At 67.5% G+C, this 20581-nt stretch carries 19 protein-coding genes; 6 read left to right on the forward strand and 13 right to left on the reverse strand.

The window, feature by feature from the left end:
* Positions 1 to 35: 35 nt before the first annotated feature.
* Together ASG62_RS09950 and ASG62_RS09955 are read left to right on the forward strand one after the other, a co-directional pair.
* Positions 36 to 1034, forward strand: a complete 999-nt coding sequence (locus ASG62_RS09950) for an ABC transporter permease (RefSeq protein ID WP_056688553.1) — start codon at positions 36 to 38, stop codon at positions 1032 to 1034.
* Positions 1031 to 2191: an ABC transporter permease gene (locus tag ASG62_RS09955; RefSeq protein WP_056688557.1), complete on the forward strand. Its 1161-nt coding sequence runs from the start codon at positions 1031 to 1033 to the stop codon at positions 2189 to 2191. The genes ASG62_RS09950 and ASG62_RS09955 overlap by 4 nt, the downstream gene beginning before the upstream one ends.
* A gap of 213 nt (positions 2192 to 2404) precedes the next feature.
* Here ASG62_RS09955 and ASG62_RS09960 read toward each other — a convergent pair whose 3' ends face one another.
* Positions 2405 to 3673 carry an adenylate/guanylate cyclase domain-containing protein gene (locus tag ASG62_RS09960; RefSeq protein WP_056688560.1) on the reverse strand — a complete coding sequence of 423 codons (1269 nt, stop codon included), beginning with the start codon at positions 3671 to 3673 and terminating at the stop codon, positions 2405 to 2407.
* A 170-nt stretch (positions 3674 to 3843) separates the two neighbouring features.
* A complete protein-coding gene (locus tag ASG62_RS09965) occupies positions 3844 to 4923 on the reverse strand; it encodes a catalase family protein (RefSeq protein WP_056688563.1) in 1080 nt (359 codons plus the stop codon).
* 616 nt (positions 4924 to 5539) lie between these two features.
* On the opposite strand from ASG62_RS09965, the gene ASG62_RS09970 reads away from it, so the two are divergent.
* From ASG62_RS09970 to arsH, 4 genes are all read left to right on the forward strand, one after another.
* The gene (locus ASG62_RS09970; RefSeq protein WP_056688566.1) at positions 5540 to 6205 is read left to right on the forward strand and encodes a hypothetical protein; all 666 of its coding nucleotides are present in this window, start codon (positions 5540 to 5542) and stop codon (positions 6203 to 6205) included.
* 110 nt (positions 6206 to 6315) lie between these two features.
* Positions 6316 to 6663 (forward strand): ArsR/SmtB family transcription factor, encoded by a 348-nt coding sequence (locus ASG62_RS09975; RefSeq protein WP_056688569.1) that lies wholly within the window; start codon positions 6316 to 6318, stop codon positions 6661 to 6663.
* On the forward strand, positions 6660 to 7067 hold the full coding sequence (arsC, locus tag ASG62_RS09980; RefSeq protein WP_056688572.1) for an arsenate reductase (glutaredoxin): 408 nt from the start codon (positions 6660 to 6662) through the stop codon (positions 7065 to 7067). The genes ASG62_RS09975 and arsC overlap by 4 nt, the downstream gene beginning before the upstream one ends.
* Positions 7064 to 7789 carry an arsenical resistance protein ArsH gene (gene arsH / locus ASG62_RS09985; protein ID WP_056688575.1) on the forward strand — a complete coding sequence of 242 codons (726 nt, stop codon included), beginning with the start codon at positions 7064 to 7066 and terminating at the stop codon, positions 7787 to 7789. The genes arsC and arsH overlap by 4 nt, the downstream gene beginning before the upstream one ends.
* A gap of 100 nt (positions 7790 to 7889) precedes the next feature.
* Here the strand turns inward: arsH and ASG62_RS09990 are convergent, their stop codons facing one another.
* The 11 genes from ASG62_RS09990 to ASG62_RS10040 all read right to left on the reverse strand — a co-directional run bounded on the left by ASG62_RS09990 (position 7890) and on the right by ASG62_RS10040 (position 20485).
* The gene (locus ASG62_RS09990) at positions 7890 to 8069 is read right to left on the reverse strand and encodes a hypothetical protein (protein WP_056688578.1); all 180 of its coding nucleotides are present in this window, start codon (positions 8067 to 8069) and stop codon (positions 7890 to 7892) included.
* Positions 8070 to 8215: 146 nt separating this feature from the next.
* Positions 8216 to 10147, reverse strand: a complete 1932-nt coding sequence (locus ASG62_RS09995; protein WP_056688581.1) for a bifunctional 5-dehydro-2-deoxygluconokinase/5-dehydro-2-deoxyphosphogluconate aldolase — start codon at positions 10145 to 10147, stop codon at positions 8216 to 8218.
* Between the two features lie 16 nt (positions 10148 to 10163).
* Positions 10164 to 11093 carry a sugar phosphate isomerase/epimerase family protein gene (locus ASG62_RS10000; RefSeq protein WP_056688583.1) on the reverse strand — a complete coding sequence of 310 codons (930 nt, stop codon included), beginning with the start codon at positions 11091 to 11093 and terminating at the stop codon, positions 10164 to 10166.
* A 53-nt stretch (positions 11094 to 11146) separates the two neighbouring features.
* Complete coding sequence (locus ASG62_RS10005; RefSeq protein WP_056688586.1) at positions 11147 to 12157, reverse strand: Gfo/Idh/MocA family protein; 1011 nt, start codon at positions 12155 to 12157, stop codon at positions 11147 to 11149.
* 73 nt (positions 12158 to 12230) lie between these two features.
* Positions 12231 to 13334 carry a Gfo/Idh/MocA family protein gene (locus tag ASG62_RS10010; RefSeq protein WP_056688589.1) on the reverse strand — a complete coding sequence of 368 codons (1104 nt, stop codon included), beginning with the start codon at positions 13332 to 13334 and terminating at the stop codon, positions 12231 to 12233.
* Between the two features lie 95 nt (positions 13335 to 13429).
* Entirely contained in the window at positions 13430 to 14473 is a 1044-nt protein-coding gene (locus ASG62_RS10015; RefSeq protein ID WP_056688592.1) for an ABC transporter permease, read from the reverse strand.
* Between the two features lie 102 nt (positions 14474 to 14575).
* Positions 14576 to 16126: a sugar ABC transporter ATP-binding protein gene (locus ASG62_RS10020; protein WP_156382047.1), complete on the reverse strand. Its 1551-nt coding sequence runs from the start codon at positions 16124 to 16126 to the stop codon at positions 14576 to 14578.
* 56 nt (positions 16127 to 16182) lie between these two features.
* Positions 16183 to 17118, reverse strand: a complete 936-nt coding sequence (locus tag ASG62_RS10025; protein WP_056688595.1) for a sugar ABC transporter substrate-binding protein — start codon at positions 17116 to 17118, stop codon at positions 16183 to 16185.
* Positions 17119 to 17201: 83 nt separating this feature from the next.
* Positions 17202 to 18125 carry a sugar ABC transporter substrate-binding protein gene (locus ASG62_RS10030; RefSeq protein WP_056688598.1) on the reverse strand — a complete coding sequence of 308 codons (924 nt, stop codon included), beginning with the start codon at positions 18123 to 18125 and terminating at the stop codon, positions 17202 to 17204.
* A gap of 94 nt (positions 18126 to 18219) precedes the next feature.
* Positions 18220 to 19047, reverse strand: coding sequence for a TIM barrel protein (locus ASG62_RS10035; RefSeq protein ID WP_056688601.1), 828 nt, complete (start codon positions 19045 to 19047; stop codon positions 18220 to 18222).
* Positions 19048 to 19468: 421 nt separating this feature from the next.
* A complete protein-coding gene (locus tag ASG62_RS10040) occupies positions 19469 to 20485 on the reverse strand; it encodes a LacI family DNA-binding transcriptional regulator (RefSeq protein WP_056688605.1) in 1017 nt (338 codons plus the stop codon).
* Positions 20486 to 20581 lie beyond the last annotated feature (96 nt).

Raw genomic sequence — 20581 nt, forward strand, 5'->3', positions numbered from 1 at the left:
CCCAGGCATAACCGACGCGGGAAACAGACCTCAACATGCTCGGCTACCTCGCCAACCGCGTCCTGACGATGATCGGCACCCTCGCGGTGATCAGCGTCCTCGTCTTCACCATCATCCAGCTTCCGCCGGGCGACTATCTCACCACGATGGAGGCGGAGCTTCGGGCGGAAGGCGAATCCGTCAACAACGAGCGCATCCAGTTCCTGCGCGAGGAATACGGGCTCGATCAGCCGCTGCCCGTCCAATACTGGAACTGGGTGACCGGCCTGATGCACGGCGATCTCGGCTATTCCTTCGAGTACTCGCTGCCCGTGGCCGACGTCGTGGGGGACAGGCTGTTCCTGACGCTGGTGCTGAACTTCTTCACGGTGCTCTTCATCTACGCCGTGTCCTTCCCGGTCGGGGTCTATATCGCGACGCATCAGTACAGCGTCGCCGATCACAGCCTGTCCTTCCTCGGCTATCTCGGCCTCGCGACGCCGAACTTCCTGCTCGCGCTGATCCTCCTCTACGTCTCCAACACGGCCTTCGGCCTCTCCATCGGCGGGCTGATGGACCCGATCTACACGGACGCGCCCTGGTCGGCGGACAAGATCGGCTCGCTGCTCGCCCATCTCGTCGTGCCCGTCCTCGTGATCGGCACGTCCGGCACGGCCGGCATGATCCGGCGGCTGCGGGCCAATCTCCTCGACGAACTCCAGAAGCCCTATGTCGTGACGGCGCGGGCGAAGGGGCTGGCCGAGGGGCGCATCCTGCGCAAGTACCCGTTGCGCGCGGTGCTCAATCCCTTCGTCTCCGATATCGGCACGCTTTTGCCGCAGGTCGTCTCGGGCTCGGTCATCGTCTCCGCCGTCATGTCGCTGCCGACGACGGGGCCGATGCTCCTCTCCTCGCTGCGCAGCCAGGACATGTATCTGGCCGGCTCCTTCCTGATGTTCCTGGCGGTGCTGACGGTGGTCGGCATGCTGGTCTCCGACATTCTCCTCGCGCTGATCGATCCGCGCGTGCGCCTCACCGGAAAGCGCAAGGCATGACGGCCATCCCCCATGTCGTCTCCACCGAGCCGTTCGATCCCGAGCGGACGATGGCGGAAGGCTCCTCCTATTCGCAAAAGTACCAGAACGCCTCGCAGCGGCAGCTGATCTGGTGGCGCTTCCGCAGGCACCGCATCGCCTTCCTCGCCATGCTCGTGCTGATCCCGGCCTATCTCTCGGTCTTCGTCAGCGAGATCGTGGCGCCCTACAATTTCGCCACGCGCCACACCTCGCACATCTTCATGCCGCCGCAGGGCCTGCACCTCTTTCACGAGGGGCGCTTCGTCGGCCCCTTCACCTACGACATGAAGGGCACGCTCGACCTCGACACGCTGCAGCGCGACTACGCGGCGGACCGATCGACGCCGCGCCCGATCCGCTTCCTCTGCCAGGGCGAGCCCTACAGGCTCTGGGGCGTGGTGGAGAGCTCCTTCCATCTCGTCTGCCCGCCCGCGAACGGGACGATGTTCCTGCTCGGCACCGATCGGCTGGGGCGCGACATGCTCTCGCGGCTCGTGCTCGGCGCGCGCATCTCGCTGACCGTCGGCCTCGTCGGCGTCGCCATCTCCTTCGCGCTCGGGCTCTTCTTCGGCGGGCTCGCCGGCTATTTCGGCGGCAAGACGGACTATTGGGTCCAGCGCGTGACGGAGACGCTGCGCTCCATTCCGGAACTTCCGCTCTGGCTGGCCCTCTCGGCCTCGCTGCCCGTGACCTGGAGCCCGATCGTCGTCTATTTCGGCATCACGATCATCCTGGCGCTGCTGGACTGGCCGGGCCTAGCGCGCGCCGTGCGCTCCAAGCTCCTGTCGCTGCGCGAGGAGGATTTCACGGCGGCGGCCGTCGTCATGGGGGCGCGGCCCTCGCGCATCATCGCCAAGCATCTCCTGCCGAACTTCATGAGCCATCTCATCGCTTCGGCCTCGCTCTCGATCCCCTCGATGATCCTGGCCGAAACCGCCCTCTCCTTCCTCGGCCTCGGCCTTCGCCCGCCGATCACGAGCTGGGGCGTCATGCTCTCGGAGGCGCAGAACATCGAGGCCGTGGCGCTCTATCCCTGGCTGCTCCTGCCGATGGTTCCGGTCATGATGACGGTGCTTGCCTTCTCCTTCCTCGGAGACGGATTGCGCGACGCCGTGGACCCGCACGCCTCGCATTGAGGCGGCTCTGCGCCGGTTCATACGAGATGCGCCGGTCGAGCTGCCTTCTTCTCCCCTCCGGGGAGAAGGTCGCGGCAGCGGGATGAGGGGCAAGGCACCACCGCTCGTCGAACTGAGGCGCAAACGCTGGACACGCCGGAAGACCCCTCATCGCCTGCCGGCACTTCTCCCCGCAGGGGAGAAGAAGGTTGGCCTGGACGGCCGTTCGATGCCTTACGCGGCTTCCGTCTCCAACGTGTCAGCCGCGGGCTTGGCCTCCTTTAGCGCGAAGAGCGGCATGGCGTCCTGCCGGCCGACGAGGAGATGCTCGCCGATCGGCGTCCAGGCCTCGGGATCGCCGGCGGCGACGGCCTCGGTCGCCAGAACCGACGCGCCCAGCACCTTGGTCAGCTTCTCGATACGCGCGACCTCGTTGACCGTCGCCCCGATCACCGAGAAGGACAGGCGGCGCGGCGTGCCGATATTGCCGAAGCGCACGTCGCCGATGTTCATGGCGATGCCGAAGCGGATGGGGCCGAGCCCGGATTTGGCGCGCTCGACGTTCAGCGCCTCGCCGGCCGCCAACGCGCTGCGCGAGGCCCGCGTGGCGGCCTCCGTCGCCTCCAGGATGGCCTGTGGATCGATGACGGGCGAATCGGAGGGAGCGATCGGGAAGATCGCGAGCACGGCGTCGCCGATGAAGGCGAGGACCTCGCCGCCCTCGTCGATCGCCGCCGTTGCGGCCACGCCGAAATACTGGTTGATCAGCTCCAGATAGGCCGCCTCGTCCAGCGTCTCGGAATAGTGGAGCGAGTTGCGCAGGTCGGAATACCAGACGAGCGCATGGGTGCGGCTGCCGCTGCCGAGCTGGATCTGGCCGGCCAGCACTTCGCGCGAGACCGTGGGTCCGAGATAGGTGTTGGTGATGTTCGCCGTCATCTGCGGCTGGATCGCCGACTTGCAGGCGACCGCGAAGGCCCGCTGCACGCGCTGGAGCGCGTCGATGTCCTCGTCGGTGAAGCCCTGCGGGCGCTCCGTCGTCCAGGTCACGTAGATGCCGAAGTTCGGCGAGCCCCGATCCAGCTCGGGCGCACCGTCGGACAGCGCCGTCCGGATGGCGACGAAATCGGTGTAGCCTTCCGCGTGCAGCTCTTCCACGAGCGGAAAATCGAGAAGCGGCTCGCGTCCCGTCATGCGTCGGCGCAGCACGGTGACGTCGTTTTCCAGCATCCAGGCGATGGGGCTGAGGCTCCAGGCCTCGGAGCGGTCTTCCTGGTGGTTGAACTGCTGGAACTCTGTCTGCTCCCCCTGCCGCCAGAGAACGGTCTCGGCGCGGAAGAGCGGATGCAGCGTCGGCCAGGTCAGGCGCGCGCGGGCCACCGGCACGCCGATCGCCTGAAGGCGCACGCAGAGCTGCTGGAACGTCACGACGATCGGCGGCGTGATCAGCGCCTGATCGATGAGCCAGTCGCCGATCCGTTCGAGAAGGGAGCCCTGGCTCATGGCCGTTCCTTTGTGCGGGCCGCGGCGGCTTTTGAAGCGGTCGCACGGCGGGTTCCCGCCGCTCCGGGCGCCGGGATTTCCAGAGGAACTAGGCGCGGGGAGCGGCGGTTTCCAGCCCCCGCCTTCGTCGCGACGAGATCAGTGAATAGATGACTACCGTCCCGCGCGGATCAGCCGCCCGACGGCTCGTGCATCGGGCAGCCGTTGAACCGGGCGCGAAACTCGGCGGAATGGGCGTAGGTGTCCTTGCGCGCGCGGTTGATGTTGCCGAGCGGCCGGTGGGCAGCAAGGCCGGTCCAGATGCTGAAATGCATCTCCTCGTCGACCGCCTGGACGCGGGCGGCGTCCCAGCTGTCCTGGGGACTGGCCTCGATGATCGCGACCGTCTGGAAGGGCGCCTCCTCCGCGGACCACTCGACCGTCGGGTCCTCGACGGGCTGGGCCTCCAGATCGCGGCAAAGCTGGACGCGGAACTCCCAGCGCCCCGAGATCGCCGCCATTTCGGAGCGGACGGTCTCCCGGATGGCGTTCTCCCGTCCGCTCGCATCGATCGTGCGGCCGGTCAGCGCGGTCAGATCGCCGGCGACGGGCACGATGCTGAACTTCGCGATGTAGTCGCCGTAGCGAAAGGGCGTTACGCTGAAATAGGTCTCGCCGAGCGGATCGACATTCGGGGCGCCGCCGAGCGACTGGATCGCCGAGCTCTCGATGCCGACCGCTTCGAGCGCCGTGTTGACCCCGCGCAGGACGCTGGAGAGGACCACCTTCGTGCCCTCCAGCCGATCGGTCGTCTTGGCCAGCATCTTCAGGTTTCCATGGAACTTCTCGGCCGTTTTCGTCTGGAAGACGGGGCCGTTGACCATGATGAAGTCCTGTGTCGTGCCGGCCGCGCCGGGCAGGCGCTCGCCCTCCACGTCCAGCACCTTCATCGCGAGCCCGCGCGGCAGCGAGATCGCGTCGGGCAGGATGTCGCCGGCATTGGTGGAGAGGCGGAGATAGACCTTGTGGGCGCCCGGCCGGGCAAAAAGCCCCTGCGCCAGCTCCGGCGGCAGGCCCTCCGCGACGGTGAGCGTGCCTTCGAGAATGCCATGCGCCTTAGCATGCACGGCCCGGATGGCATGGCCGCCGTCCTTCGCGGTGGTTTCGAGGATCGTGTCGAAGGTCTCGTTCAGACCCGCGATCGTCTTGGCCTCATCGGGCAGGACGGTTTCGACATCGGGGGTGAAACGCACGGGAGCGGCAGACGACATTTTTTGGAATCCTTCCATGTTCGGAAGGAAGAACCCGGCCTTCCGGGGCTGGTTCCGGCGGAGTGTTCACAGAATGCGGAAGGCAGTGGGCCGGCTCGGCGGGTCGCCGAAGCGGCTGGGACGCCAGCACTTGGCTAACGAAACCTTACCGGTTCGGGTCGCATCTTCGCATTGCTGCTATGCAAAAGCGCTCTACCGCAATGCAGCAGATGGAGCTATTGAAGATACATCAGTTCCGCGAGAGCCACCCTCCTCCCAGGCTCTTGCAGATCGCCCGGCGGCACTCCTCCTCCCAGCCGCGGGGCACCTCCCAAGACGCCTGCCGGTCCTCCCCCGGCAGGCGTTTTCGTTTTCAGGCCTGTCTCGGATATGCGACGCCCCTCCGGGACGGTCGAGCGCCTGCATCCTCGGAGGATCGGTGCCATCCGGTGGAGACGCCGACCTCCTCCAGGCTGGTTTCGCCTTTCTCATCGCGTCGATTCGGGACGTCCTGCGACGGCGATGGTCAGTGCAGCGAAGGATTCGCGTGGATCGATCGACATCCCGGGCATAGAATGTCCGCGCGGGGGATGGCCGGGGTTCGGCGCAGCCCGGTCCGCCGCGGGGGGAGATGCGATTGGACTTCATGAACCTCCTGAAGTCCGTCGAGGAACTGCTCTACGAAGTGGTCTCCTGGCTTCTTTTCTATCCCCTGACCTTCTGGAAATGCGTTCGCCACCCGATCCGCATGATGGCCTATGCGGAGGCCGAGCTGGCTGAAGGCCCGAAGGCGAGATACGCGGCCGCTCTGAGCCCGCCGATCTTCCTGTTCCTCACTCTGATCCTCGCCCATTTCATCGAACTGCGGTTCGGCATGCCCGAGCGGGAGCTGACCGGCGCGCTCGGCGACCAGCGCAATCTCCTCCTCTTCCGGGCCGTTCTCTTCAGCCTCTTCCCGCTAATTCTCGCCGTCCAGCGCGTGCACCGGCTCGACCAGGCCCTGACCCGCGAAACCCTGCGCCCGGCCTTCTACAGCCAATGCTATGTCGCCGCGCCCTTCGCCCTCTCCTTCGACCTCGCCATCACGATCGGCCGCCACGCTTCGCCTGCTGCCTTGGGTCTCGGCGCGGCGATCTTCCTCTGCGGGCTCGTCTGGTATGTCGCGGTTCTCGCGCGCTGGTTCATGTCCCATCTCGGCATGGGGCCCCTCGCCGCCGTCCTGCGGGTCGCGGGCACTGTCGTGCTCGGATCGCTTGCTTTCATCCTCGTCGCGCTCGCCACGGCGATCGTCGTGAAGCCCTGAGACCCCGCGTCGATCGGGTAGACCGCAGGCTCCGATCGGAAGGCAGCCGCTCGCCCCGAGTGAACAGCAAGCCTCTTGCACGCTACAAGGATCGTTGCATAATAGCAGGCATGAACGACGACGATGCCGTAGCGGCCCTATCCGCCCTCGCCCATGCCGACCGCCTCGCCGCGTTTCGCATGCTGGTGCGCGCGGGTCCGGACGGCGTTCCGTCCGGCGAGATCGCCGAGGCGCTGTCGATCCCGCCGACGCGGATGAGCTTCCACCTTGCGGCGCTGGAGCGGTCCAAGCTCCTGCGCTCCTGGCGCGACGGGCGGCGCATCCTCTATGCGGCGAGCTACGACGACATGCGCCGGCTCCTCGCCTTCCTCACCGAGGACTGCTGCTCGGGCCATCCGCAAATCTGCGGCACCTTCAGCGATCCTGCTTCCACCTGCGCCCCGGAGACCTGCCCGTGACCGTCACGATCTACCACAACCCCGCCTGCGGGACCTCGCGCAACACGCTGGAGATGATCCGCCGGTCCGGCGAGGAGCCGGTCGTCGTCGAGTATCTGAAGACGCCGCCGAGCCGGGAGGTGCTGATCGAGCTGCTCGACGTCATGGGCCTGAAGCCGCGCGACATCCTGCGCCGGAAAGGCACGCCCTATGCCGAGCTCGGCCTCGACGATCCCAAGCTCTCCGACGAGGAACTGCTCGACGCGATGATGGCGCATCCGATCCTGATCGAGCGGCCGATCGTCGTCACGGAGAAGGGCGTCGCGCTCTGCCGGCCTTCGGAGAAGGTCCTGCCGCTTCTCGACACGCCGGTCGCCACCTTCACCAAGGAGGACGGCGAGGTGGTCGGGGCGGCGTCGGCATGACCGATCCCGTCCAGTTCGACCTGCTCCATGCCGATCCCGAAGCGCTGCGCCCGATCGACGTCGAGGCTCTGTCCCGCCCGGGCGATCCGACGCATCCGCCGCGCATCCTCGTCCTCTACGGCTCGATCCGCGAGCGGTCCTTCTCGCGCCTTCTCTCGGAGGAGGCGGGCCGGCTGCTCCGACGCTTCGGCTGCGAGGTGCGGACCTTCGATCCGCGCGGGCTGCCGCTGCCCGACGGGGCGGCGCCGGACCATCCGAAGGTCGCCGAACTTCGCGACCTCGCGGAGTGGTCGGAGGGCATGGTCTGGGTGAGCCCCGAGCGCCACGGCGCCATGACCGGGATCATGAAGGCGCAGATCGACTGGATTCCCCTCGCCGAAGGCGCGAAGCGGCCGACCGAGGGCAAGACGCTCGCCGTCATGGAGGTCTCGGGCGGCTCGCAGAGCTTCAACGCCGTGAACCAGATGCGCATTCTCGGCCGGTGGATGCGCATGGTGACGATCCCGAACCAGTCCTCGGTTCCGAAAGCTTTCCTCGAATTCGACGAGGCGGGGCGCATGAAGCCCTCCGCGCTCTACAGCCGGGTCGTCGATGTCTGCGAGGAGCTGGCGAAGTTCACCTGGCTCGTGCGCGGCCGGGCGTCCTATCTGACGGACCGCTATTCCGAGCGCGTGGAAAGCGCCGAGGCCCTTTCGAAGCGCGTGAACCAGCGCTCGCTCTGATCGTCGTCGCCGCGCGGCTCATCGGGCATCCGCGCGGCGTTTCGCATCGCGGATCGCCGTGCCGCCGGCGCTCTTCAAGCGGCCGGCGCGCGCCGTTCGCTCAGGTGTTCGGGCCGTCGATGCGGCTCGGCGGGATCGGGTCGGAGGTCGGGAACGTGTCTTCGAGGGCCGTTTCCAGCTTCTCGTCCTCCGTCATCGGGCGCTCCTGATGGCCGGGCGTGCCGTGGTCGTCGTCGATCTTCTGCATGTCGGGCGCTTTGGTCGGGGTCGGGTTGGACATCGTGCTTCCTCCGCTGGGTCGCAGGAAGAAGGGCCCGCGCCTTCCATCGTTCCCATGTCCGGTCCCGGGACCGGAGGTTCGGAGGGGGCGCTCTCCGTTCCTCCTCCGGCCGACCGGCAAGCTTGCGCCGCCGGTCGGTGCGTCTCTCAAGCAGAGAGGCGTGACGTCGGTGCGCCACCGGCGGCGGCGGCCCGCGCCCGGTCCCAGATGGCGCAGAGGCGCTCGAAACGCCCGGCCATGTCCGCGATCGCGTCCGCGTCCGACGTCTCGCCCTTCATCCAGGCCCGGGCCACCTCGCCGAAGATCGTGCGGCCGACGGCGAAGCCCTTCACCAGCGCGTAGGACGCGGCGACCTCGAAGGACGCGGCCAGATCCGCCTCGGGGGCGTCCAGGCCGAGGACGACGATGCCGCGCGTGTGAGGGTCGCGCGCCTCGATCGCGGCGATGGCGTTCTCCCAGGCCTTCGGCGTCGTCATGGGTTCGAGCTTCCACCAGTCGGGATAGACGCCGATCTCGTAGAACCGCTCGATCAGGACGGCATTCGTCGTGTCGTCGACGGCACCGACCTTCGAGGGGATGATCTCCAGCAGGAATTCGAGGCCGTTGCGCCTGGAGGCCTCGTAGAGCCGCTTGACCGTCTCCTCCTGCCCGGCCCGCATGTCGGGCGCGTCGTCCGGGTGGCAGAAGCAGAGGACCTTCACGACGGTCTCGCGCGCCCATTCCTCCAGCCCGCCGCAGTCGAGGCCGAGCTCCGGCTCCAGCGTCAGGGGGCGCGATCCCGGCCATTCCGAAGGGCGGCCGATCCAGAGGCCGGTGCCGGCCGCCGCGTGAAGCGCCCGGCGGCCGATCCGGTCGTCGCAGAGGATGCCGTAGCCCTTGCGCCCGTCCTGGACCCGAAGGGCCGCCTGGAGGCAGAGTTCCTTGAAGGCGCCGCCCTTGCGGTTCGTGTACCCGTCCAGTTGCTCGAGCTGCATGCGATGGTCGAAGGCGAAGACGCGCATGGTCGGCCATTCGCCGCGGCGGTTGGTCGACCAGTGGATCTGCTCCAGCGCCGCGTCGTTGCGAAGGTCCGGACGCACGACGCCGCGACGGAGGAAGAACTCCAGCTCCGCAAGGCTCGGATAGGCGGGCGTGCAGCCGTGCCGGCTGACCGCGAAGGCGCCGCAGGCATTGGCGTATTCCAGCGCGCGCGGCCAGGATTCGCCGTCGAGCCAGCCCTTGAGGAGCCCGGAGAAGAAGCCGTCGCCGGCGCCCAGCACGTTGAAGACCTCGATCGGAAAGCCGGGGCCGGCCTGCGCCTCGTCGAGGCTCGCGGGGATTTCGCCCTCGATGGCGACGGCGCCCTTGGCCCCGCGCTTGCACACGAGCGTCGCGCCGGAGACCGCGCGCACGGCCCGCAGCGCCTCCAGCGTGTCCGTCGAGCCGCCGGCGACGTGGAACTCCTCCTCGGTGCCGACGATGAGGTCGAAGAGGTGCAGCGTCGACTGGAGCTTGGTCGTCACCGCTTGGCTCTCCACGAAGCGGCTCTCGCCGTCTCCGTGCCCGGCGACGCCCCAGAGATTGGGGCGGTAGTCGATGTCGAGCGCCGCCTTCGCGCCGTGCTCCCTCGCCAGACGAAGCGCCTTCATCACGGCGGCCTCGGTGCGTGGGTTCGACAGATGCGTGCCGGTTGCCAGAACCGACCTTGCGTCGGCGATCAGCGCCTCCTCGATGTCGTCCTCGCAAAGCGCCATGTCGGCGCAGTTCTCGCGGTAGAAGATCAGCGGGAAGCTGTCCTCGTCGCGGATGCCGAGGATGACGAGCGCGGTCAGGCGCTCGGGATCGGTCGTCACGCCGCGCACGTCGACGCGCTCGGCGAGGAGCTGCTCGCGCACGAAGCGGCCCATGTGCTCGTCGCCGACCCGCGTGATGACGGCGCTCTTCAGCCCGAGCCGGGCCGAGCCGCAGGCGATGTTGGTCGGGCTCCCGCCGATGTACTTCTTGAAGGAGCCCATGTCCTCCAGCCGCCCGCCGATCTGCGCGCCGTAGAGGTCCACGCTGGATCGGCCGATCGTGACGACGTCGAGTGCCTTGCTCATGCTCGATGCTCCCGCGTCACCCTCGGACGGCCTTCGCCCCGAAATGCTTGTCGACATAGTGCCCGATCCGCTCGCGCATGAAGCGGCCGGAGGCGTCCGCGCGCTCCTCCCAGCCGAAGACGCAGGCCGTGACGACGCCGTCGAAGCCGACCGCCGCGAGCGAGGAGAAGAAGACGTCCCAGTCGATCTCACCGTTGCCGATGTCCATGTGCTGGTGGATCGTGACCTTCGCGCCCGGCGGGTTGACGATGTAGCGAAGGCCGGACGAGGCCTTGTGGTTGTAGGTGTCGGCGACGTGGACATGGGCGATCAGCGGCCCGGCATCGCGGATCATCCGGCCCATGTCGTCGCCGAAGTAGAAGGTGTGCGGCGCGCAGTAGAGGAACTTGACGTTGTTCGAGCCGATCGTCTTCAGCATGTCGATCGCCGGATGGAGCGTCTCGCACCAGTCCTCGGGATGCGGCTCCATGTTGAGCGTCACGCCCTCCTTTTCGAAGATCGGCACCAGTTCCTCGATCGAGCGCCACCAGGCGGCTTCGGAATGCTCGTGGGTGAAGTGCCCGGCACCGCCGCAGCAATTGCCGGAGCGGTGGCCGCGATCGGGGGACGGGCCGCGCCCGAACTCCGAGTTCATCGTGTCGCAGTCCATCGCCACCGTCGCGCGGATGGCTTCCTTCCAGTAGCGCACCGCCGCCTGCCGCTCGTCCTCGTGCGGGCTCGCCCAGCGATACATGGGCAGCACCGAGGCGAGCTTCACGCCGTGATCCGACAGGGCCTTGCGGAACTCGGCCACCCGCTCCTTATGGGCGCGCGGACGCACCCACCAGGGCAGGAAGTCGTCGCGCGGCGAGAGCTCGATATATTCGAAGCCGAGCTCGGCCGTCTTGCGGCAGAGCTCGGGCAGCGGCAGATGGCGGTGCATGTGCGGATCGAGGGCGATCTTCATGGACGTGGCTCACAGGATGCGGAACGGGAAACGGAACCGGTGTCGAGGCGCCCTCAGGCGTAGAAGGCCGGCTTGTCCTTGACCTCGATGGGAACGATCCCGCCCGTCCGCTTGGCTTCGACGCAGGCGTCCGAGGTCACGGCGGCGAAGTAGCCGTCCCAGGCGGTCGGGCCGTCGACGCGGCCGGCCGTCGTGGAGACGATCCATTCCTGGAGTTCGACGTCGTAGCTGTCGATGAAGCGCAGCTTCCAGTCCATCATGATGGACTGCGAGGACCTCGAGCCCTTGCGCATGGGGACCGCCGAGGGCTCCGGCAGGTTCGCCGTGCCGTCCTCGCCCACGACCTGGCACTGGATGTCGTAGCCGAACTGGCAGTTCACGAAGACCTCGGTGTCGATCACGATGCCGGAGCGCGTCTTCAGGACGATCATGTAGGGATCGTCGAGCTCGGCATGGGCGTGGCGGCTCTTGCGGCCCTGGATGACCTGCGCGGACACGTAATCGTCGCCGACCAGCCAGCGCAGCACGTCGATCTCGTGGATGAACGTATCGGTGATGCCCATGTCGCCGACGTAATGCGCCGGCACCGTCGGGTTGCGATGGGCGCAGTGAAGGAGCAGCGCCTCGCCGATCTCGCCGGAGGAGAGAACCTCCTTCAGAGCCCTGTAGCCGGCATCGTAGCGGCGCATGAAGCCGACCTGCACGAGATGTCGTCCGCTGGCGATCTCGGCCTCCACGATCTTCAGGCAGGCCTCTGCCGTGGTCGCGAGCGGCTTCTCGCAGAAGACGGGCTTGCCCGCCGCGATGGAGGCCAGCACGAACTCCTCGTGGCTGGGGCCCCAGGAGGTGACGACGACGGCATCGACGTTCGGATCGGACACGACGCCCTGGCCCGTGGCGTGAACCGCCGCGCCGGGGCAGAGCCGGTCGGCGACGGACCTCGCGCTGTCGGGATTGATGTCGTTGACGGCCACCACGGCCGAGCCGGCCAGCTTCCCGTGGAGACGCGCGATGTGCTCCTGGCCGATCGCGCCGGTGCCGATCACGCCGATTTTGAGGGTCATGGACTTGCTTTCAGCTGTTTGTGTTCTTTGAGATGTCGAGGCGACCGGTGGGCTAGCGATGGGCGGCCGATGGTCAGACGGCGGTCCAGCGCTGGTCCCGGTGCGAGCGGGCCATGGCATGCACCGTGTCTTCGATCGCGAAACCCGTCTCGAAATCGACGATGCGGGCCGGCTTGCCCTCGATGGCGGCGAGAAGCTCGTGCGCCTCGATCACCTTGAGGTCGTTGAAGCCGAGGCCGTGGCCGGGCGCCGGGATGAAGCGGTCGTAGGGCGCGTGGACGGGCGCGGACAAAACCGTGCGGAACCCTTGCAGCCGCTCGTCGCCCTCGCGGGTGAAGAGCTGGAACTCGTTCATCCGCTCCTGGTCGTAGGCGATCGTGCCCTTGGAGCCGAAGACCTGGACCGCGATCCGGCCCTTGCGTCCCCAGGCCGCGCGGTTGGCGACGAGCAGGCCGGAGGCGCCGCTGCGCAGGCGCAGCAGGCTGGTGGCGATCTCGTGCGTCTCCACCGGGCGGCCCTCGCGGCTCGCGTACGGCTTGGCCTGGTCCGTCATCACCTCGGCCACCGGCCCGGCCAGGCGCCAGAGGATCGAGAGCGGATGAACGGCGAAGTCGTCGAGCGCGCCATAGCCGGAATCGGCGCCGTTCTTGAAGGCGAAGGGCGCATCGGGGTCGGCCATGAAGTCCTCGTCCATCTCGAGGCGCACATGGTTGACCTCGCCGATGACGCCGTCCCGGATCACGGCCTCCATCTGCCGGACGACCGGGTTCTGGATGTAGTTGTAGCCGAGCACCGCGACCCGGCCCGTGGCGCGCGCGGCCTCCAGCATGGCCGTCGCATCCTCGCGCGAGGTCGCCATCGGCTTCTCGCACCAGACGTGCTTGCCGGCCTCGAAGGCCGCGATGGCCATTTCGGCATGGAACGGGTTCGGCGCCGCGATGGACACGACGTCCACCTCCGGGTCGGCGATCACGGCGCGCCAGTCCTCGGTGCTCCGGGCGAAGCCGAATTCGGCGGCCTTGGCGCCGGCGAGATCGGCGCGCGCTTCGGCGAGATGGACGAGCCGCGGACGGGCGGTCTCGGCGAAGGTCGCAGCGACCGCGTTCCAGGCCAGCGCGTGGCATTTGCCCATGAAGCCGGTGCCGATGAGGCCGACGCCGATCGAGGTCTTAGTCATCGTGGTCTGGTTCCGTTGGAAGCGCCCGCCGGACGGCCGGACGCGGAGAAGGAAAGAAGGAGAGGAGAGCGGCGGAGGCGTGGGGCCGAGCGGCGTCAGGCCTTGGAGCGTTTCTTCTGCCGATACTGGTCGATCACGACGGCGGCGACGATGATCGCGCCCTTGACGATCTCCTGGTAGTAGGCGTCGATCCTGAGGAAGGTGAAGCCGGACGTCATGACGCCGAGGATGATGACGCCGATGACCGTGCCCGTGATGCGGCCGACGCCGCCGGCGAGCGAGGTGCCGCCGATGACGGCCGCGGCGATGGCGTCGAGTTCGTAGGACGCGCCCATGCCGGCCTGTCCCGAGACGGCGCGGGCCGAGGTGACGATGCCGGCAAGGCCCGAGAGCGTGCCCGCGATCGCATAGACGAAGATCAGGTGGCGCGAGACGTTGATGCCGGAGACGATGGCGGCCTGCCGGTTGGCGCCGACCGCATAGGTGAACTTGCCGTAGCGCGTGTAGCGAAGCGCGATGTGGAAGATCAGCGCGACGACGAGGAAGATGACGACCGGCATCGCCCCGGAGCCGATGGCCGCGTAGCTGTCCGACAGCATGGAGACGGGCTGGCCGCCCGTGTACCACTTGGCCGCGCCGCGGGCGGCGACCATCATGCCGAGCGTCGCGATGAAGGGCGGGATGCCCGTATAGGCGATCAGCGAGCCGTTCACGAGGCCGGCCCCGAGGCCGACGAGAAGACCCGCCGCGATCGGCAGGATCACGGGCAGGCCCGTCAGCGAGGGATAGACCGCGCGGGCATAGTCCGGGTTTTGCGCGAGACTCGCCGCGACCATGGCCGTGAAGGCGACGATCGAGCCGGAGGACAGATCGACGCCGGACGTGATGATGACCTGCGTCACGCCGACGGCGATGATGCCGATCACCGAGACCTGGAGGATCATCACGACGAGGCGCTGCTTGTTGGCGAGGAAGCTCTGGCCGATCAGGACCCAGCCGAGCGCCTCGAAGACGAGGGCGATGCCGACGAGGACGAGGAGGATGGAGACCTCCGTCGGCAGCTTGCGCCGACGCTTCGTCGGCCTGTCCACGGCGGGAGCCGGCGGCACGCCGCCATGCGTCGCTTCCTGTAGGGTCATGGTCGTCTCCCGGCATCTTTCGTCCCGACGGGCGCATCGCGGAGCGATGGAGGCCGGGCCGGCGTCGTTGCAAGTCCTTGAAAGTCTGAAGAGATAGCGGCCTCAGTTCGAGGCGAGGTCGATGATCCGTTCCTGCGTGGCGTCCGCGCGGTCGACGATGCCGGTGAGGCGTCCGGCGTGCATGACCATGATGCGGTCGCTCATGCCGAGCACTTCGGGCAGTTCCGACGAGATCATGATGACCGCGAGCCCTTCGCCGGCGAGCTTGGAGATCAGGCGGTGGATCTCGGCCTTGGCGCCGACGTCGATGCCGCGCGTCGGCTCGTCGAGGATGAGGATCTTCGGGTCGGTCAGCAGCCAGCGGCCGATCAGCACCTTCTGCTGGTTGCCGCCGGACAGGTTGCCGATGCGCTCGTCGAGGTCGGGCGTCTTCACGCGCATGACCTTCGCCATCGCCTCGCAGCGCTTGTCGACGGCGCTCTGGCGCACGAAGCCGGCCGAGGTGAACTGGTCGTTGATGACCGCCATCTGCATGTTCTCGGTGATCGAGAGCTGCAGGAAGCAGCCGGTGTCCTTGCGGTCCTCGGTGAGGAAGGCGAGGCCGTGGCGCATGGCGACGGCGGGGCTGTCGACGCTCACCGCCTTGCCGAAGATCTCGATCGTGCCCGAGCTCGCAGGCGTCACGCCGAACAGCGTCTCGGCGATGTTGGAGCGCCCGGAACCGACGAGCCCGGCAAGGCCGAGGATCTCGCCCGCGCGCAGGTCGAACGACACGTCGCGGAACACCTTGCCGAGGCAGAGGTCCCGGACGGAGAGGACGACCTCGCCGATCTTGGCCTCCTCCTTCGGGAACATCTGCGTCAGCTCGCGCCCGACCATCATGCGGATGATGTCGTCGCGCGTGACCGTCTTGGCGTCCTTCGTGCCGATATACTTGCCGTCTCGGAAGATCGAGACCTCGTCGGCGATCTCGGCGAGCTCGTCCATCTTGTGCGTGATGTAGACGATGCCCTTCCCCTCCGCGCGCAGCTTGCGCACGATGCGGAAGAGGTGCTCGACCTCGCGGTCGGTCAGCGCCGAGGTCGGCTCGTCCATGATGAGGACGTCGGAATTGTAGGAGACGGCCTTGGCGATCTCCACCATCTGGCGGCTGGCGATGGAGAGCGTCTGCGTCTCGACCTCCGGGTCGATGTCGATCGAGAGCTCCGCGAAGAGCTTTTCGGTCCGGCGGCGCAGCTCGCCGTGATCGACGAAGCCGAAGCGGTTCTTCGGCTCGCGGCGGATCCAGATGTTCTCGGCGACCGTCATGAAGGGCATCAGGTTCAGCTCCTGATGGATCATCGCGATGCCGTTCTCGAGCGCGTCGAGCGGCGAGGTCAGGCGGATCGGCTGGCCGCGCAGGCGGAACTCGCCGCCCTCCGGCGTGTAGACGCCGGCGATGATCTTCATCAGCGTCGACTTGCCCGCGCCGTTCTCGCCCATCAGGGCATGGACCGTGCCGCGCCTCACGCGAAACTCGACGCCGTCGAGGGCGACGACGCCCGGAAAGGTCTTCGTGACCCCGTCCACCTCGAGGAGGTAGTCGGCACCGGGCACCGCGCCGCTCTCGCGGACCGCGCGCATCGTGGTCGGGCTGATCGTCTGTGCCGACATGTCCCTGTCCTCCCGGAGCCTCGGCCGGCCGGTCTTCGCCGGCGCGGTCGAGCGTTTCACTTCGACGTGTCGTAGCTCGCGATGTTGGCGGGCGTGACGAGTTCGAACGGCACCCAGATCTTCGGCTCCGTCGCCTCGCCCCTGGCGAGCGACAGCGCGGCGTCCACCGAGGCGGCCCCCTGCTGCGTGGCGTTCTGGAAGACGGTGACGTCGAGCTCGCCCGCCTTCATCGCGGAGAGCCCGTCCGGCGTCGCGTCGATGCCGGCGATCACGACGCTCTTCATGTCGCGGTCGACGGCCTTCAGCGCCTGGATCGCGCCGATCGCCATCTCGTCGTTGTTGGCGATGACGGCGTCGAACTCGGCCGAGGAGGAGAGCCAGTTGGTCATGATGTTCTGGGCCTCGATGCGATCCCAGCCGGCGGCCTGCCGGTCGACGATCGTGATGCCGGAGCATTCCGGCGTCGCCAGGACATCCTCGATGTCCTTGGTGCGCACGATCGAGGAATGGTTGTTCAGCGGTCCCATCAGGACATAGGCCGAGCCCTTGCCGCCGAGGAGCTTGCAGACCTCCTTGGTCTGCATCGTGCCCGATTCCAGCTCGTCGGAGCCGACGAAGGCGGCCTTCTTCGGCAGGCTGTCGAGATCGGCCGGCGGATGCACGGAATAGACGATCGGAATGCCGGCCTCGTCCGCGAGCTTGCTCATGGCGGGCGTCCCGTCGCCGTCCACGGCCGCGACGACGATGGCGTCGACGCCGGAGGCGATGAAGTTGCGCACCTGGTCGAGCTGGCGCTGGGGATCGTTCTGCGCGTCCTCCACCTGAAGCGTCACGCCGCTCAGGGCCTTGGCGCGATCCTCCATGCCGTTGCGCAGGATGGTGAGGAAGGTGGAATCGGCACGCGCGATCGTGACGCCGACGGTCTCGGCGAGAGCGGGCGTCGCGGCGGAGGCGAGCATTGCTGCGAGGGCGATGACGAAGGACGATTTCATGGCGGACGGCTCTCCTGAACGGGTGCCTGAAGGACGAAGGGACGGACGTGGGTGGGGCGCCGCCGGGCGGCGCCCCGGTCCCGTCAGTTCTTGGCTTCGTACTTGGCCATGGTCTCGGGCGTCACGAGCTCGAAGGGCACGTTGTTGACCTTCTCGGCCTTCTCGCCCTTGATCAGCTTGTCGATCGTGTCGACGGCGCCCGCGCCCTGGCCGGCCGCGTTCTGGAAGACCGTGACCTTGAGGTCGCCGGCCTTCATGGCGGCGAGGCCGTCCTGCGTCGCGTCGATGCCCGACACGACGACGTCGGTGACGCCCGCGGCCTTCAGCGCCTGGATCGCGCCGATCGCCATCTCGTCGTTGTTGGCGACGACGGCGGCGGGCTTCAGGCCGGCCGAAATCCAGTTGGTCATGAGATCGGTCGCCTGGGTGCGGCTCCAGTTCGCCGTCTGCTTCTCCAGGATCTTGATGCCCGTGCAGGGCTCCTTGGCGATCACGTCCTCGACGTCCTGCGTGCGCTGGCGGGCCGCCTGGTTCGACAGCTCGCCCATCATCACGACGATGTCGCCCTTGCCGCCCAGGAGCTTGCAGACCTCCTGCGTTTGCAGCGTTCCGGAATCGCGCTCGTCGGAACCGACGAAGGCGACCTTCTCCGGCAGCGTGTCGAGATCGGCCGGCTGGCGGTTCACGTAGACGAGCGGAATGCCCGCATCGGCGGCGAGCTTGGTCATCTGCGGGGTCGCGTCGGTATCGACGGGATTGACGATGATGCCGGCGACGCCCTGGGCGATGAAGTTCTGGATCTGGTTGAGCTGCTTGCCGATGTCGTTGGTGGCGTCCTCGAACTGGAGCTTCATGCCCTCCTTTTCCGAGCCGGCCTTTTCGATGCCCTGGCGAACGACCGTCAGGAAGTTGTCGTCGAAGAGCGCCATCGAGACGCCGACATCGGCGGCCGAAGCCGAGGTCATCAGGGCCGCCGAGGCGGCGAGTGTCATGAGAATGCGCTTCATGGTGGTCTGATCTCCTCCAAGATCTTCGGGCCGCGACCTCCCGCGCCCGATTCCATCGATCCCGCGAATGTCGTCCGACGGGTGGAATGTCGTTTCAGGCGGCCTTCGTCGCCGCCAGGCCGGCCTCGACGAAGCGGATGCTCGCGGCAAGCTCGCCCGCGATGTCGGCGCTGGCCGCGATCTCGGCCGCGAAGGGCTCGAAGGACAGCGCGCCGCGATATCCGCCGGCCTGCAGCTGCTTCACCTGCCCGATATTGTCGATGAGATCGCCCGGTCCGACGAGCACGCGATGGGAGTCGCGCATGGCTTCGCGCGCGACCGCCGTATCCTCGACGCCCGAAATGTGGACGAGGCCCGTCCGATCGGGAAACATCTCGGTCTCTCCCGCGACGAAATGGTGAAACGTATCGTGGACGAGCTTGAAGCGATCGGCCGCCCCGATCGCCTCGATCGCATCCACGGCCTCGCGCTTCAGCCGGAGCGAGCATTCGGCGAAGCCGAGCGGCTCGACGAGGCCGACGAGGCCCGCCTCGGCGAGGATCGGCGCGAGGCCGCCGAGCGCCTGCCGAAGGGCCGCCAAGCGATCGGCGTCGTTCGACCAGAAGCCCTCGACGTTCACCGGGCACAGAACCAGCGCTTCGGCACCCGCCGCCCGGGCGTCGGCGGCCAGCTCGCGCGCCTCGCGCTCGCGCTCGGGCGTCCAGTCGTTGAACCGCTGAAGCGCGTTGATCGAAAGAATGCGCAGGCCCCGCTGCGCCGCCTGCGCCCGCACCTCGGCCGGCGCCGTTCCATCCTTCAGCGCGACGCCGTCCAGATCGTTGCGAATTTCGACGGCGTCGAGGTCCAGCCGAACGGCGGCGTCGAAGAAGGCGGCGACGTCGAGACGGGGCGCGACCATGTGGTTCAAGGCAAACGGCAACATCCGAGGTCGCTCCCAAATTCAGAATGAATTTTCTGTCTTGTTCAATTTCAATCTACATATTCCGATGCAAAAGCATGTGTCAAGGGAGGATCCGCGATCCATTGCCGCGAGGGCATCGATACCGCAGCTCGGAAGACGCAACCGCATTCCACCTTTCGAAACGTCTTGTTGCACTGCGGAATTCTTTGAATTTCGCTCAAGCTCGACTTGATAGTGCTGATCTTTTCCGACGCTGAGATGACGGGCAGCAGCAGGCAAGACTTGAAGTTCGAGCATGCGCCACCTCGTCGAGAGGCGGAACGCGATCGAAGAAAATGGAACGTACATATCGAAATAAATCCGGGCATACGACGCAGATCGGAATGTGTCCGTTCTCCACCTGCGGCCATTCGTCGATCTCAGAGATGCGATATGGTTGCCGTCATGCGTTTTCGGCCATGTGAATGCGCACGTCCGTGATCAGCGTCGCCGCCTCCCCTTCCAGCCGGGAGAGGAGCCGCGCCATCGTTTCCATCGCGACGCGCATTTCGAGCTCCGGGTCCTGATCGATCACCGCGTCGATCGCCCGATCGCGCAGCAACCGGCGACGGTCGGCCGTCAGCTCGTGCATGACGACGACCGTGTCCCGATCCCGGCCGAGCCGGCGCAGAGCCGCCATGGCCGGGCCGGCCCCGGCCGTGCTGTGATAGAGGCCGCGCAAGCCGGGATCGGCTAAGAAGGTTTCGAAGACGAGACGTCCGGCCCTGTCCGCATCCTCGCCGCTTTCCAGGACCGGCCCGAGCCCTGCGCCCGCATATCGCTCGGCGAAGACCTCCCGCAGGCCGGCTTCCCGCTCCCGATGGCCCGTCATCGCCCTCGATCCCGCCAGCATGGCGATGCGCCCGCCTTCGGGCCCGAGGAAGCGGCCGAAAAGATCGCCCGCGACGCGCCCGGACCGGCGGTCGTCGGGCCCGACATAGGCGGCCCGGCCGCTGCTCGGCACATCCGTCGCCAGCGTCACCACGGGCCGGCGGCTCGCCGCGGCTCGAAGAGCCTCTGCGACGTCGGGCTCGTCGGGCACGACCACGACGAGACCGTCGAACGCATCCGCCTTCGACCGGGTGGTCTCGGCGATGCGCCTTGGATCGTTGGGATCGATGTGATGCACGAAAAACTGGAGGCTCATTTCCGCAAAGAGCGGCGCGGCGCGGTCGAGAGCGACCTTCAGCGCCGCATGGAACGGGTTCTTCGGCGCCTGCATGAGGACGGCGACGCGCAGACGTCGCTGCGGGCGATGGGCGAGAGCGCGGTCGAGGCGCAGCGCGCGGGCCGCCGCCAGGATGCGCGCCTCCTTGTCGGGAGCCACCCCGCCTCGCCCGTTCAGCACCCGGTCCACCGTGGCGAGCGACACGGCCGCGACACGCGCCACGTCCCCGAGCGTCGGCTTGGTTCCACCCATCTCCTGCCTCCCGGGCCGTCCCGCTTGAGGTGATCCCATCAAAGCTCCGCTTTGGGAAGAGCGCTTCGATCCCTAGGTTCGGCCGCGGGAAGACCC

This window comes from Aureimonas sp. Leaf427, assembly GCF_001425485.1.
GTDB lineage: Bacteria > Pseudomonadota > Alphaproteobacteria > Rhizobiales > Rhizobiaceae > Plantimonas.

Coding starts and splice junctions, on each gene's coding strand:
- ASG62_RS09990 (WP_056688578.1), bottom strand. CDS start 8,069: ATGTCCAACCCGACCCCGACCAAAGCGCCCGACATGCAGAAGATCGAC.
- ASG62_RS10035 (WP_056688601.1), bottom strand. CDS start 19,047: ATGTTGCCGTTTGCCTTGAACCACATGGTCGCGCCCCGTCTCGACGTC.
- ASG62_RS10010 (WP_056688589.1), bottom strand. CDS start 13,334: ATGACTAAGACCTCGATCGGCGTCGGCCTCATCGGCACCGGCTTCATG.
- ASG62_RS09960 (WP_056688560.1), bottom strand. CDS start 3,673: ATGAGCCAGGGCTCCCTTCTCGAACGGATCGGCGACTGGCTCATCGAT.
- ASG62_RS09950 (WP_056688553.1), top strand. CDS start 36: ATGCTCGGCTACCTCGCCAACCGCGTCCTGACGATGATCGGCACCCTC.
- ASG62_RS09995 (WP_056688581.1), bottom strand. CDS start 10,147: ATGAGCAAGGCACTCGACGTCGTCACGATCGGCCGATCCAGCGTGGAC.
- ASG62_RS10000 (WP_056688583.1), bottom strand. CDS start 11,093: ATGAAGATCGCCCTCGATCCGCACATGCACCGCCATCTGCCGCTGCCC.
- ASG62_RS09955 (WP_056688557.1), top strand. CDS start 1,031: ATGACGGCCATCCCCCATGTCGTCTCCACCGAGCCGTTCGATCCCGAG.
- arsH (WP_056688575.1), top strand. CDS start 7,064: ATGACCGATCCCGTCCAGTTCGACCTGCTCCATGCCGATCCCGAAGCG.
- ASG62_RS10005 (WP_056688586.1), bottom strand. CDS start 12,157: ATGACCCTCAAAATCGGCGTGATCGGCACCGGCGCGATCGGCCAGGAG.
- ASG62_RS09975 (WP_056688569.1), top strand. CDS start 6,316: ATGAACGACGACGATGCCGTAGCGGCCCTATCCGCCCTCGCCCATGCC.
- ASG62_RS10025 (WP_056688595.1), bottom strand. CDS start 17,118: ATGAAATCGTCCTTCGTCATCGCCCTCGCAGCAATGCTCGCCTCCGCC.
- ASG62_RS10040 (WP_056688605.1), bottom strand. CDS start 20,485: ATGGGTGGAACCAAGCCGACGCTCGGGGACGTGGCGCGTGTCGCGGCC.
- ASG62_RS10015 (WP_056688592.1), bottom strand. CDS start 14,473: ATGACCCTACAGGAAGCGACGCATGGCGGCGTGCCGCCGGCTCCCGCC.
- ASG62_RS09965 (WP_056688563.1), bottom strand. CDS start 4,923: ATGTCGTCTGCCGCTCCCGTGCGTTTCACCCCCGATGTCGAAACCGTC.
- ASG62_RS10020 (WP_156382047.1), bottom strand. CDS start 16,126: ATGTCGGCACAGACGATCAGCCCGACCACGATGCGCGCGGTCCGCGAG.
- ASG62_RS10030 (WP_056688598.1), bottom strand. CDS start 18,125: ATGAAGCGCATTCTCATGACACTCGCCGCCTCGGCGGCCCTGATGACC.